This window comes from Streptomyces sp. NPDC056527, from assembly GCF_042794475.1.
Classification (GTDB): Bacteria; Actinomycetota; Actinomycetes; order Streptomycetales; family Streptomycetaceae; genus Streptomyces.
In genome coordinates, this window is the sequence record NZ_JBHTTQ010000005.1 from 1 (window position 1) to 12,490 (window position 12,490).

Annotated in this window: 12 protein-coding genes and 2 rRNA genes; 4 read left to right on the forward strand and 10 right to left on the reverse strand. The window is 70.5% G+C overall.

The genetic code is table 11. The features are described 5' to 3' along the window. The 3 genes from ACFQ7Q_RS04085 to ACFQ7Q_RS04095 form a co-directional block, all read left to right on the forward strand. Positions 1-94 (forward strand): 23S ribosomal RNA (locus tag ACFQ7Q_RS04085); the annotation flags it as partial. Positions 95-183: 89 nt separating this feature from the next. Further along, positions 184-300 (forward strand): 5S ribosomal RNA (rrf, locus tag ACFQ7Q_RS04090). A 72-nt stretch (positions 301-372) separates the two neighbouring features. Then, on the forward strand, positions 373-1,047 hold the full coding sequence (locus ACFQ7Q_RS04095) for a hypothetical protein (RefSeq protein WP_383549565.1): 675 nt from the start codon (positions 373-375) through the stop codon (positions 1,045-1,047). A gap of 38 nt (positions 1,048-1,085) precedes the next feature. Here ACFQ7Q_RS04095 and ACFQ7Q_RS04100 read toward each other — a convergent pair whose 3' ends face one another. Genes ACFQ7Q_RS04100 through ACFQ7Q_RS04115 form a run of 4 tightly spaced genes read right to left on the reverse strand, consistent with a single transcriptional unit; the run spans position 1,086 to position 4,663 of the window. Continuing rightward, positions 1,086-1,748 (reverse strand): response regulator, encoded by a 663-nt coding sequence (locus tag ACFQ7Q_RS04100; protein WP_383549567.1) that lies wholly within the window; start codon positions 1,746-1,748, stop codon positions 1,086-1,088. Beyond that, positions 1,745-2,959, reverse strand: a complete 1,215-nt coding sequence (locus ACFQ7Q_RS04105) for a sensor histidine kinase (RefSeq protein ID WP_383549570.1) — start codon at positions 2,957-2,959, stop codon at positions 1,745-1,747. Before ACFQ7Q_RS04105 ends, ACFQ7Q_RS04100 begins: the two co-directional genes overlap by 4 nt. Before the next feature lie 10 nt (positions 2,960-2,969). Then, positions 2,970-3,761, reverse strand: coding sequence for an ABC transporter permease (locus ACFQ7Q_RS04110; protein ID WP_383549572.1), 792 nt, complete (start codon positions 3,759-3,761; stop codon positions 2,970-2,972). Next, entirely contained in the window at positions 3,758-4,663 is a 906-nt protein-coding gene (locus ACFQ7Q_RS04115; protein ID WP_383549574.1) for an ATP-binding cassette domain-containing protein, read from the reverse strand. The genes ACFQ7Q_RS04110 and ACFQ7Q_RS04115 overlap by 4 nt, the downstream gene beginning before the upstream one ends. Before the next feature lie 134 nt (positions 4,664-4,797). On the opposite strand from ACFQ7Q_RS04115, the gene ACFQ7Q_RS04120 reads away from it, so the two are divergent. Further along, positions 4,798-5,358: a GNAT family N-acetyltransferase gene (locus ACFQ7Q_RS04120; protein WP_383549576.1), complete on the forward strand. Its 561-nt coding sequence runs from the start codon at positions 4,798-4,800 to the stop codon at positions 5,356-5,358. Positions 5,359-5,429: 71 nt separating this feature from the next. On the opposite strand, the gene ACFQ7Q_RS04125 is transcribed toward ACFQ7Q_RS04120, so the two are convergent. The 6 genes from ACFQ7Q_RS04125 to ACFQ7Q_RS04150 form a co-directional block, all read right to left on the reverse strand. Next, entirely contained in the window at positions 5,430-6,929 is a 1,500-nt protein-coding gene (locus tag ACFQ7Q_RS04125) for a type VI secretion protein (protein WP_383549578.1), read from the reverse strand. 1 nt (position 6,930) lies between these two features. After that, positions 6,931-8,334, reverse strand: coding sequence for an ATP-binding protein (locus ACFQ7Q_RS04130; RefSeq protein ID WP_383549581.1), 1,404 nt, complete (start codon positions 8,332-8,334; stop codon positions 6,931-6,933). A gap of 13 nt (positions 8,335-8,347) precedes the next feature. Next, positions 8,348-9,901 (reverse strand): SCO6880 family protein, encoded by a 1,554-nt coding sequence (locus ACFQ7Q_RS04135; protein WP_383549584.1) that lies wholly within the window; start codon positions 9,899-9,901, stop codon positions 8,348-8,350. After that, positions 9,898-11,262 (reverse strand): hypothetical protein, encoded by a 1,365-nt coding sequence (locus ACFQ7Q_RS04140; RefSeq protein ID WP_383549586.1) that lies wholly within the window; start codon positions 11,260-11,262, stop codon positions 9,898-9,900. The genes ACFQ7Q_RS04135 and ACFQ7Q_RS04140 overlap by 4 nt, the downstream gene beginning before the upstream one ends. After that, positions 11,252-12,085 (reverse strand): hypothetical protein, encoded by an 834-nt coding sequence (locus ACFQ7Q_RS04145; RefSeq protein WP_383549589.1) that lies wholly within the window; start codon positions 12,083-12,085, stop codon positions 11,252-11,254. The genes ACFQ7Q_RS04140 and ACFQ7Q_RS04145 overlap by 11 nt, the downstream gene beginning before the upstream one ends. Positions 12,086-12,147: 62 nt before the next feature. After that, a complete protein-coding gene (locus ACFQ7Q_RS04150; RefSeq protein ID WP_024757447.1) occupies positions 12,148-12,456 on the reverse strand; it encodes a hypothetical protein in 309 nt (102 codons plus the stop codon). Between the last annotated feature and the right edge of the window lie 34 nt (positions 12,457-12,490).

Below are 12,490 nucleotides of genomic sequence, written 5' to 3' on the forward strand. Positions count from 1 at the left end.
AGGCTCCCAGTAGACGACTGGGTTGATAGGCCGGATGTGGAAGCCCAGTAATGGGTGGAGCTGACCGGTACTAATAGGCCGAGGGCTTGTCCTCAGTTGCTCGCGTCCACTGTGTTAGTTCTGAAGTAACGACCGTGCTGTGTTTAATTAGACGCAGTGCCCGGTTGGTTAACTTCATAGTGTTTCGGTGGTCATAGCGTTAGGGAAACGCCCGGTTACATTCCGAACCCGGAAGCTAAGCCTTTCAGCGCCGATGGTACTGCAGGGGGGACCCTGTGGGAGAGTAGGACGCCGCCGAACAATCATTGTGGGAAAGCCCCGCACCTTATGGTGCGGGGCTTTTCTGCGTTTACGAGCGTTTACGATCCTGTCATGCCCAAGACGACGACGTCGAGAAGTGCCCTGCTCCTGCATCCCTCGCAGGGCACTCCGGGACCCCAGGACAGCTCTATCGGAGGGCCTCTGTTGTGGCCGGCCGACGAGGCATGGCCGTGCTGTTCCGTGCCGGATGACCAGGAGCCGTCCGGGGAGACGGCGGTGGCGATGGTGCCCGTGGCGCAGTTCCATCGCCGGGACGTGCCCGGGGAGTGGTGGCCCGAAGACGTGGATCTGCTCCAGGTGCTCTGGTGTCCCAACGAGCACTGGGACGAGGCGCCGGAATGGCAGGCCGAGGGCGGACCCATGGTGGAAGTGCGGTGGCGGAGGGCCGCCGACATGGCCGGCCTTCAGGGCCAGGTCGGGCCGGGTCCCGAACGGGCTGAGGAAGAACTTGTGCCTCGGGCCTGCACGTTCACGGTGGAGCTCGCGGATGACAAGGCGGACGACGCTGTCAGCCGCTATGACGTCTGGAAGCTCGGTGGGTTTCCGCGATGGTGCATCACGGATCCCGCCGTGTTCCGGTGCGGTGTCTGTGACCGGGAGACGGAGTTGCTCTTCGCCGTCTCGAGTGGTGACGTCACGGGCGTGGACGTCGGGCGGGCCGGTGAGTTGTGGTTGTTCCGGTGTCCCGTCGACCACCGGCACGGGCTGAAGGCGCATCTGCACTGATCTGCACTGACCGGGTCCCGCCGCCGCGGGGGCGTGGGCTAGGTCGGCGTCACCAGTTGGGTGTCGTACGCCAGGATGACCGCCTGGACGCGGTCTCTCGCGCCCGTCTTCGACAGGATGCGGCTCACGTGGGTCTTCACCGTCGATTCCGCGAGGTGGAGGCGTTCGGCGATCTCCGTGTTCGACCAGCCCTGGGCGATGACGGTGAGGATCTCGCGTTCCCGGTCCGTGAGAGCCGCGACGCGCGGGTCCTCGCGTGGCCGGCCCGGGGTGGACGGGAGGTGGTGGATGTAGGCGTCCAGGAGACGGCGGGTGAGGCTGGGGGCCACCACCGCGTCGCCGGCGGCCACCGCGCGGATGCCCGACAGGAGCTCCTCCGGCTGGGCGTCCTTCACCAGGAAGCCGCTGGCGCCGGCGCGGAGCCCGTCGTAGGCGTACTCGTCGAGGTCGAAGGTCGTGACGATCAGGACGCGGGTGCGGGCGCCGGTGGCGACGATGCGCCGCGTGGCCTCGATGCCGTCGAGGCCCGGCATCCGGATGTCCATCAGGACGACGTCGGGGTGGTACCGCTCCACCATGCGGATCGCCTCGCTGCCGTTCGGGGCCTCGCCGACGACCGTCATGTCGTCCTGGCTCTCCAGCAACATGCGGAAGCCGAAGCGTTGCATCGCCTGGTCGTCCGCGATCAGCACCGTCGTCACGAGCGGGAATCCTCCAGTGGGAGTCGGAGTCGTACGCGCCAGCCGCCGGTCGGCAGCGGGCCCGCTTCGAGTGTGCCGTCATAGAGGGCGGCGCGCTCGCGCATGCCCGTAACTCCCTGGCCGGTGCCGATGATGTCGCTTCCGGGGCCGCCCGTGTCCGTCACCTCGACCGTCAACTCCTCCTGCCCGTAGGAGAGGAGGACCGTTGCCTCTGCGCCCGTTCCCGCGTGCTTGAGGGTGTTCGTCAGGGCCTCCTGGATTACCCGGTAGACCGTCAGCTGCGCGCCTGTCGCCAGGGGTTGGGCGTCGCCGTGGTCGTCCAGTCGTACCGGCAGGCCCGCTTTCCGAACTCCGGCGATCAGGGCGTCCAGGTCGGCCAGCGTGGGTTGCGGATCGCGTACGGCCTCTCCGCGCAGCAGGCGACGGAGTTCGGCGAGGGCCTGCCGGCTGGTCGTGCCGATGGCGTCGAGGGCCTCGGCGGCGCGCTCGGGGCTCTTCGCGGCGGCGTACTTGCCGCCGTCCGCGAGGCCGGTGATGACCGAGAGGTTGTGGCCGATGATGTCGTGCATCTCGCGGGCGATCCGGGTGCGTTCGGCGGCCGCCGCTAGCTGGGCCTGCTGGTCGCGCTCGACCTCCAGGCGGCGGGCCCGGTCGACGAGGGCGGCGGTGTGGTCCTGCCGGGAGCGGACCGCGATGCCGAGCAGGGCGACCATCGCGTACGCCCACAGGGTGGGGACGACCTGCTGGTCCCCACCGCCCACCGGGAAGCGGATCGCGCCCACCACCAGCGGTGGCGTGATCAGCGCGAGCGACCACAGCAGCATCCGCAGGGGCAGCCGGAGGGCGATGTGGAAGACGACGATTGCCTGGAGGAAGCCGGCCTGGAGGAAGGCGCCGGTCCAGTTGCTGAGGAAGGAGGCGCCTGCCATCACGGCCAGCACGGCCATGGGCCGGCGGCGGCGCCACAGCAGCGGCACGGAGAGGGCCAGGCTCAGGGCGAGGACCAGCCAGACCGATACGGACGGGTCGCGGGCGATGTTGCGCCAGCCGCCCATCGCGTCGATCAGGGCGGCCCCCGTCCAGAAGGCGGTGAGCAGTCCGTCCCAGACCCAGGGGCGGCGGGCGTCGAAGGCCCGTGCCCGCCGGGTCTGTCGCTGGAGGTACCGGCTGAGGGGTTCCTCCTCGGTGCCGGGCCCCTTCTCCGTGATCATCCGCTCATCGTCATACATCTCGGCGCTTGAGCAACAGCGCCGGGACGATCAGGGTCGCCGCGGCCCACAGGCACAGGGCGAGCAGCGCGCCGCCGGGGGAGGCGGCGTTCGGCAGGGGGTCGGCGGAGCCGAGGACCCCGGCAGCCTGGGTGGGGAAGTACCTGACGGCGGTCTCGACCGCGTCGTACGGGAGCATTCCGAGGACCTCGGGGAGGATCAGGACTCCGCCGATGAAGGCCCCGATGCCGCCCGGTACCGAGCGCAGCGTGGCGCCGAGGCCGAGGGCGATCAGGCTGAGCAGGGTGACGCCGGCGGCGTTGCCCGCGATGGCGGCCAGGACCCCGTCGTCGGCGAGGGAGGCCGCCTGGTCGGAGTCGGAGAGGAAGATCTGCGCGGCGAGGAAGGTGATCAGGGCGGTGACGAAGGAGACCGTGAAGACGACGGCCGTGAAGACGGTGGCCTTCGCCCACAGGACCGGTGTGCGGCGCGGAACGGCGGTCATGGAGGCTCTGATCAGACCGGTGGAGTACTCGCCCGCCGTGACGAGGATGCCAAGGACGGCGAGGCAGATCCCGCCGAGCTGGGAGCCGTAGAGACTGAGGACGACCGTGTCGACGTCGGAGTCGCCGCCGTCGGAGGTGTAGGTGGCGCCCATGAGGATGCCGACGCCGAGGAGGAACGCGGCCGAGGCGAGGACGGTGATCCAGGTCGAGCGGACCGTCCACAGCTTGTGCCATTCGGAGCGCAGGACGCGGGTCGGGGTGACGCGGTACGTGTTCGTGGTCGTGGTCGTGGTGCTCATGCTGCGGCTCCCTGGTACTCGACCGAGTCGTGGGTGAGGTCCATGAACGCCTGCTCCAGCGAGGCGGTCTGCGGGGTGAGTTCGAAGAGCGGTACGCCGTGGGCGGCGGCCGCGCGGCCGATGTCCGCCGCTTCGACGCCGGTGACGCGGAGGGTGTCGGCGGCCTCCGTGACGACCTGTGCCTTGGGGAGGAGAAGGGCGCCGAGGCGGTCCGCGTCGGGGGTGACGACCTTGACCGAGGCGCCGCCGGACTCCCGTACGAGCGCGTCGACGGTGGTGTCGGCGAGCAGCCGGCCCTTGCCGATGACGATCAGATGGTCTGCGGTCAGCGCCATCTCGCTCATCAGGTGGGAGGAGACCAGGACCGTACGGCCTTCTGCGGCGAGCGACTTGAGGAGTGTCCGAATCCACAGCACGCCCTCGGGGTCGAGGCCGTTGACCGGCTCGTCGAGGACGACCGTCTCCGGGTCGCCGAGCAGCGCGGCGGCGATGCCGAGGCGCTGGCCCATGCCGAGCGAGAAGCCCTTGACGCGGCGGCGGGCGACCTCGGTGAGGCCGGTGAGGCCGAGGACGTGCTCGACGCGGGAGCGCGGGATGCCGTGGGTGTGGGCGAGCGCCATGAGGTGGTGGAAGGCGGAGCGGCCGGGGTGGATCGAGCGGGCCTCGAGGAGCGCGCCGACCTGGGTGAGGGGTGCGAGGTGGCCGGCGTAGGCGCGGCCGCCGATGGTGGAACGGCCGCGGGTGGGTGCGTCGAGGCCGAGGAGCATCCGCATGGTGGTGGACTTCCCGGCGCCGTTGGGGCCGAGGAAGCCGGTGACGGTGCCGGGGCGGACGGTGAAGCTGAGGTCCTGGACCACGGTCCTGGCGCCGTACCGCTTGGTGAGTTCTTCTGCTCGGATCATGTCCACGACGCTACGGAGCGGGCGGCGGCGGATCGTCCGACCGTGGGCGGGAGCGGGGCCTGTGACGTAGTACCGGGGTACGACGGGGAGAAAGAGGTTGTCGGTGGTGGTGTACGGCAGCGAGGATCACGGTCATGGACTACTTGATACGTGTCATCCGCGCCGACGAATGGGAGAAGACCCGGGAGATCCGTCTCGCCGCGCTCCAGGACCCGGTGGCGGGCATCGCCTTCCTGGACACCCACGAGGCCGCGGCCGCCCGGCCCGACTCGTTCTGGCAGGAGCGGGCGGAGAGCGCGTCCGAGAGCGGGACGAGCGCCCGTCAGTTCGTGGCCGAGGCCCCGGACGGGAGCTGGGCGGGCACGATCTCGGTGCTGGTGGAGCGGCCTTCGGACGAGGTGCGGTTCGGCGAGGCGGCGAAGGTCGACCAGACGCACATCGTGGGCGTCTACGTGCGGCCGGAGGCCCGCGGTACGGGTGTGACGGAGGCGCTGTTCCGGGCGGGTGTGGAGTGGTCCTGGTCGCTGCCGGAGCCGGCGGTGCGGCGGGTGCGGCTGTATGTGCACGAGGAGAACGCGCGGGCCGCCGCCTTCTACCGCCGCTTCGGGTTCGAGGCGACGGGCGACCGGGTGGCTGTGCCGGGCGACGACTCCGCGCACGAGCTGGAGTACGAGATCCGGCGGCCGACGGCGTAACGCCGGGGCTACCGCAGGGCCGCCTCGCTGAACTCGCCGCTGGGCGCAGGACTCCGGTCCGCTCGGCAGCCCTAGGGCTGGGGCAGGGGCTCCGGCCAGCGGGCTCGGGCCTGTTCCTGGGAGCGGAGCAGGACCAGGGTCGGCATGCCCTGGTCCTGGCCGCTTGCCAGCAGCTCCGGGAGCCGGGGAAGGGGAGCCACTGCGGCGACGTCGTCGAGGACGAGCGTCAGTGGTGGGTCGAGCCGACCGTCGGATGACCGTGCGGCCATGCGGCGGCCGTGCTCGACCACGCTTGCGGTGAGGGCGGTGAGCAGAGGCATCGCGCCGGGGCGGGTGCGTGGGTCCTCGATGGTTTCACCGACCACATAGAGGGTGCCCCCTTCGGCGACGAAAGATTCCAGCGTCAGCGAATCCGTTCGATTCGGGGTGCAGGCGTCCCTGATGTGGATCGACGAGAGCGCGGAGAGCGCCCGTGCGGTCAACTCCTGGGCGATCTCGCGCCGTTCCGGATGCGCGGTGAGCGCGGACTCCAGGAGTCCGGCATGACCCGAGGCTGCCTTGGGGTGCGTACGGAGGATCCGTACGGGCTCGTGGGCTCCTGCGCCCTGGGCCCAGCGGTGGACCTGCTTGAACGGGCGCTCGTCCAGAGCGGCGGCGTGCAGCCAGCAGCGCAGGAGCGTTTCCGCGGTGTCGGCGACCGCGGCGTCCAGACGGGACGGCGGGCGTACGGGGGCGAGCAGGGCGACCGCCCGCTCCTGGGCCGTGGCCGGGTCCTCGCAGCCGGCGGACGGCGACCAGTGGAGGCGGGCGGGCGTGTCGCAGAGGTGGCCGGGGTCGTAGACGAGGACGGGGCCGAGCTTGCCGCGGGCGTCCTTGGTGTCGGCCCAGACGGTGGGGTCCGAGGTGACGACGAGGGCGGGGCCCTCGGCGTCCTGGACGGCCTGGAGCGCGGCGGGGCGGCGGGTGGCGGGGGTGCCGTAGAGGAGGCGCGGCGTGCGGGGGGAGGGGACGACGGTCTGGGGGGTGGGGGCGGCCGGAGCGACGGGCCCCGGGGTGGGGGCCGCCAGGGCGGTCGGGGTCGTCGGTGGGACCGTGGGCTGTACGAGGGTCTCCGCCGCGGTGGTGACCGGCTGCGGCACCGGTGGTGCGACCGGCTGGGTGAGCGGGGCCTGGACCCGGGGCGTGACCGGCGCCTTGCCGTAGGCCGCCCGTCTGCCCGTCCGTACCGCTCTCCACCGGGCCAGCGTCCCCACCGCGAACACCGTGAGGACCACCAGCACCATCAGTTCGCCGATGAGCAGTCCCCAGAACAGCCCGTACCCCGACAGCTCGCCCGCCGGGGTGCCGGGCCATGCGCCCGACAGGTCCTGCGGGTTGCCGATCAGGGCGCGTACGGCCATCGGCGTGCTGGTGAAGGTGACCCCGGCCGGCCAGGCGCCCTTGGAGAGCAGGGCGGCCAGGCCGGTCGCGGTCCAGACGAGCACGGTCAGGCCGAGGACGAAGCCGACGAGTCCGAGGACGAGCCCGTCCGGGATCCCTCCTTGCTGTCTCTCCTGACGGTCCCTCGACATCTCACGCCACCGTCGACTGCGAGGGGTCGTTCAGCTGCTGCTCGATGAGGGCGGCGCGCTGTTCCGTCTCCCATTCCAGTTCCGGGTCGAGGGACGGGTCGACGGACGACTCGGTCATGGCGCGGTCGGTGTAGACCAGCGGCCGTTCCTTCTCGGTGATGAGGTGCTTGACCACCTGCACATTGCCGTTGACGTCCCAGACGGCGATGCCTGGGGTGAGCGTCGGGATGATCTCGACCGCCCACCTCGGCAGGCCGAGCACCCGTCCCGTCGCCCTCGCCTCGTCGGCTTTCTGGGCATAAATGGTCCTGGTCGAGGCCATCTTGAGGATGGCCGCGGCCTCCCTGGCCGCCGCCCCGTCGACGACGTCCGAGAGGTGGTGGACGACGGCGACGAAGGACAGGCCGAGCCGTCGTCCGAACTTCAGCAGGCGCTGGAACAGCTGGGCCACGAACGGGCTGTTGATGATGTGCCAGGCCTCCTCGACCAGGAAGATGCGCTTCTTCCGGTCGGGGCGGATCCAGGTGTGCTCCAGCCATACGCCGACGATCGCCATGAGGATCGGCATGGCGATGGAGTTGCGGTCGATGTGGGACAGGTCGAAGACGATGAGCGGCGCGTCGAGGTCGATGCCGACGGTCGTCGGGCCGTCGAACATGCCGCGCAGGTCGCCGTCGACCAGCCGGTCCAGGACGAGCGCGACGTCCAGACCCCAGGCGCGTACATCGTCTATGTCGACGTTCATCGCCTCGGCCGACTCCGCCTCCGGATGGCGTAGCTGCTCGACGATGTCGGTGAGGATCGGCTGGCGGTCGTTGATGTGCTCGTTGACGTACGCGTGGGCGACCTTGAGCGCGAAGCCGGAGCGCTCGTCCAGGCCGTGCCCCATCGCGACCTCGATGATCGTACGGAGCAGGGCGAGCTGCCCGGTCGTGGTGATCGACGGGTCGAGCGGGTTGAGCCGGATGCCGGCGTCGACGGCGACCATCGGGTCGAGGCGGATGGGGGTTATCCCCAGCTCCTGCGCGATGAGGTTCCATTCGCCGACGCCGTCCTCGCCCTGGGCGTCGAGGACGACGACCTGACGGTCGCGGAACCGCAACTGCCGCAGGACGTACGTCTTCTCCAGCGCGGACTTGCCGTTGCCGGACTCGCCGAGGACCAGCCAGTGGGGGGCCGGGAGCTGCTGGCCGTACAGCTGGAAGGGGTCGTAGATGTAGCCCTTGCCGCTGTAGACCTCGCGGCCGATGATCACGCCCGAGTCGCCGAGGCCGGGGGCGGCGGTGGGCAGATAGACGGCCTGGGCCTGGCCGGTGGAGGTGCGGACGGGCAGACGTGTCGTCTCCACCTTGCCGAAGACGAAGGACGTGAAGGCATCGGTGAGGGCGGAGAGTGGGTCTCGCATCAGTCTGGCCCCTTCAGCGGCGGATGCCGGTGGCGAACGGAAGCGTGTTCACAAAGGCCCGGTGGTGTTCGCGGTCGCACCACTCCAGCTTCAGGTACGACTTGCCGGCGGAGGCCCTGATCGTGCGCTTGTCCCTGGCCAGGGCCTCGGGCGAGCGCGACGACACGGTGATGTACCCGACGAGGTTGACGCCCGCGGCGCCGCTGGCGAGGTCTTCGCCGCGCTGGTCGAGTCGGCCGTGCGCGGCGATGTCGCGCGGGTCGACCGTGCGGTTCATCTTGGCCTGTCGGGAGGCCTCGGCCTCGTCGTTGGTCTTCTCGGTGAGCATCCGCTCGATGGCGACCTCGGTGGGTTCGAGGTCCATGGTCACGGCGACCGTACGGATCACGTCCGGGGTGTGGACGAGCAGCGGGGCGAGGAAGTTGACGCCGACGGGGGTCATCGGCCACTCCTTCACCCAGGCGGTGGCGTGGCACCAGGGGGCGCGGGTGGAGGACTCGCGGGTCTTGGCCTGGAGGTAGGTGGGCTCCATGGCGTCGAGTTCGGCGGGCCAAGCGTTTCGTTTCGTCATGGCCTGGATGTGGTCGATGGGGTGGTCCGGGTCGTACATGGAGTGCACGAGGGAGGCGAGCCGGGACTGGCCGAGGGGCTGGCGTACGCGGATGTCGGCCTCGGCGAGGCGGGCGCAGATGTCGGTGAGCTCGCGGGCCATGACGACGGCGAGGCCGCCGTCGCGGTCGAGCTTGCGGGCGCCGGAGGTGTGGCGGGCGGCGCGGGCCATGGCGTTGGCCTCGGCGGCGAGTTCGCGGGTGTAGTGCATACAGGCCACGAGGTAGGCCCGGTGCTGCTCGCTGGAGGTGGAGACCATCGACTGGAGCTGCTCGTACGACTCCTGGAGCCAGCCGGGGGCCTGGGTGTCGCCGCGCTGGGCGACGTCCTTGGCGTGGGCGTCCGGGTCGGCGGGGAGGGTGCGGGCGAGCATCTGGAGGCGGGTGACGAAGCCGTCCCCGTTGGCGACGTGCTTCAGGAGCGTGCCGAAACGGTCCACCAGGGCTTCCTGGTCCTCGCTGTCGCGCAGGCCGACGCCGGGGCCCTCGATCTCGATGGCGGCGGTGACGGTGCGGCGGTCGGCGTGGAGGAGGACGGCGATCTCGTCGGGGCCGAAGGGGGCGGAGAGCCAGTTGATCCGGCCGATGCCGGGCGGCGGTCCGATCTCGACCTCGCGGCCGTCGAGCCGGGTGCCGGCTTCGGCGGCCGCGGAGCGGTAGGCGGTGCCGCGCTTCAGGCTCCGCTTGTAGCTGCGGTTGATCTCGAACCATTTGTAGAAGGTGCGGTGCTTGTACGGGACGTACACGGCGGCCAGTGCCAGCATCGGGAAGCCGGTGAGCAGCACGATCCGCAGGGTGAGGACGGGGACGAGGAGTCCGCTCATCATGCCGAGGAACGCACCGGCGATGATCAGGGCGATCTCGCCGGTTTCGCGGTTCTTGCCGACGATCGCGTTCGGCCGGGCGCGGCCGATGAGATACGTACGGCGGGGCGTGACCGGCTGGGACTGGGTCGTCAACGCCCTCCACCTCCAGTGCTTCCTGTGTTGTTGCGGTTGCTGTGCGGGGTGCCCGATGTGGGGCTGCTGCTGCTACGCGGCGGGGGTGCGGCGGAGGGGACAGATCCGCCGCCGCCCCCGGCCGAGCCCCCGCGGCTGCTGTGGGCGGCGACGCCGCCCGAGAGGGGGTTGGCGGGGCGCGGGGCGTTGTTGGAGCCGTTGGAGTTGCCTCCGCCGTCGCCACGGGCGCTGTGGGTCTTGATGCCCTGGGAGACGAGGGAGGCGGGGGAGGAGATGACGGCGGCGGCGGCGTTCTCGCCGGCGCGGTGGAGACGGTTGCTGCGGGAGGCGACGATCTCGTCGCCGAAGCCGGGGACGAAGCGGTAGATCATCGCGGAGGCGAAGATGGCGAGCAGGATGATCGCGAGCCCCGAGACGACGGCGGAGAACGAGTCGGGTCCGGTCCCGGAGGAGAGTGCTCCGGCGAGGCCGAGGACGATGACGATGACCGGCTTGACGAGGATCACCGCGATCATGATCCCGGCCCAGCGGCGTACGTGGCCCCACATGTTCTTGTCGACGAGCCCGGAGTAGACGACGACGCCGAGGAGTGCGCCGACGTAGAGCAGGACGGCGCGCAGGAACAGTTCGAGGTAGAGCACGCCGGCGGCGAGGATGCTGACCAGCGAGACGATGATCAGCATGATCGGCCCGCCGCCGATGCTGTCGCCCTTCTGCAGCGCTTCCTTGAAGCTGCCGAAGAAGGCGTCGGTCTGCTGGCCGGTGCCGGAGGCGATGACCTCGGTGACGGCGTCGGTGGCGTTGACGACGGTGTAGAGGATCAGCGGGGTGAAGGCGGAGGCGAGGACGGTCAGCCAGAGGAAGCCGATGGCCTCGGAGATGGCGGTGGTGAGGGGGACGCCGCGGATGGCGCGCTTGGCGACGGCGAGGAGCCAGAGGAGGAGGGTGAGGACGGTGGCGGCGGCGAAGACGATGGCGTAGCGGCCGAGGAACTCGAGGTTGGTGAAGTCGACGTCGGCGGTCTCTTTGACGGCCTGGGAGAGCTTGTCGACGATGGCGACGGCGGCGTCGGCGCAGCCGCGGGCGAGGGAGGAGAGGGGGTCCAGGGCGGTGGTGGGGTCGGGCGGGCCGCTGGTGCCGCCCGAACCGCTGCTCTCTCCCTGCTCGCAGTAGCGCTTGGCGTGCCCGCTGAGGTAGCGGCACTCGCTGGCGCCGGTGGAGGACGGCGTGGGCGTCGGCGTGGGCGCGGCCGTCGCCCGCGCGGCGAAGAGGAAGGCCGTGGTCTGCAGACCCACCACCAGGGTGGTGAAGGAGCGGGCCCGGGTGGGGGAGCCGGTTCGAGTGCCGGGACTACCGGGCATAGGTGAACCCTCCGAATTCCGCGACGGCCTTGCTGATGTCTTCGGCGCTGGACGCCGCGACGTCGCCGGGAACGGGCGCGGGGCCGTCCTTCTCCGTGTCGGCCGTGACCTTCCAGTCGTTGTCCGTCCAGGCGAGGTCGAAGGTCCAGGTCTTCCACGTGGTGCGTACGGGGTCGGTGGAGCCGGTGCCCGACATGCCGATCAGGCCGGTGTACCAGACGGAGACCTTGGCGGTGTTCCCGTCGAAGCTCTCCACCTTGGTGCCCACCGGGATCGTGCGGGAGACGAAGGTGCTGCCGCGCGGCGCGTTGCCGTCGGCGTCGAGGCCCATCTTCCCGAGGAAGTCGGCCGAGTACGCCGCGTCCTGAGGGCCCTTGAGCCGTGCGGCGGCTTGGGGCGTGTAGATGGTGTCGACGAGCTGATGACGGGTGTCTCGCTTGAACATCCCGTCCGACCCCAACGCCACCGCGTAGTTCGACGCCGCGCTCTGCGCCCCCTGCTCGTCCCGGGCGAAGCCCGTCGGGATCTGGCCGTTCTTGCCCGTCACCGGGCGGACGCCCGTCGCCGTCGTCGGGGCGTCCGAGCCGGCCGCCTTGTCGCGGGCGGCGCCCGTCGTCGTCGTGTCGTCGCCGTTGCCTCTGTTGGCGAAGGCGATCGCGGCGATCAGCAGGACCACCACGCCCACGACCGTGATGAGCGAGCGCGAGTTGCGGGCCGGTGGGCGGCGGGCGCCGCCGTAGACGTCGCCGGTGCCGCCCTCGGGAAGGCGCGTGCGGGTCTGGCCCGAGCCGCCGAAGCCGTCGTTGTCGTCGCCGAGGCTCATGGCAAGCACGCCCTCTCAACCGTGTGGTGACTGGACATCAGGAAAGCAACCGACCTCGGTGGTTAGACGGCCATCCCGTACACGATCGTGAACAGCGTCCCCAGTGATCCGATGATGAAGACCCCGGTGAGCCCTGCCACGATCAGGCCCTTGCCCTGCTCGGCGCTGAACGTGTCCCTGAGGGCGGTCGCGCCGATGCGCTGCTTCGCCGCACCCCAGATGGCGATGCCGAGGCAGAGCAGGATGGCCACGGCCATCACGACCTCGATCATCACCTTGGCTTCATTGCCCAGGCTCCCGAAAGGCCCCCAGTTCGGGGCGATTCCACCGATGATGGTGGTGATGTCGCCCTTCTCGGCCGCCAGGTACATGTAACTCACCGCCCCTGTTGGGTAGTTCGTCGCC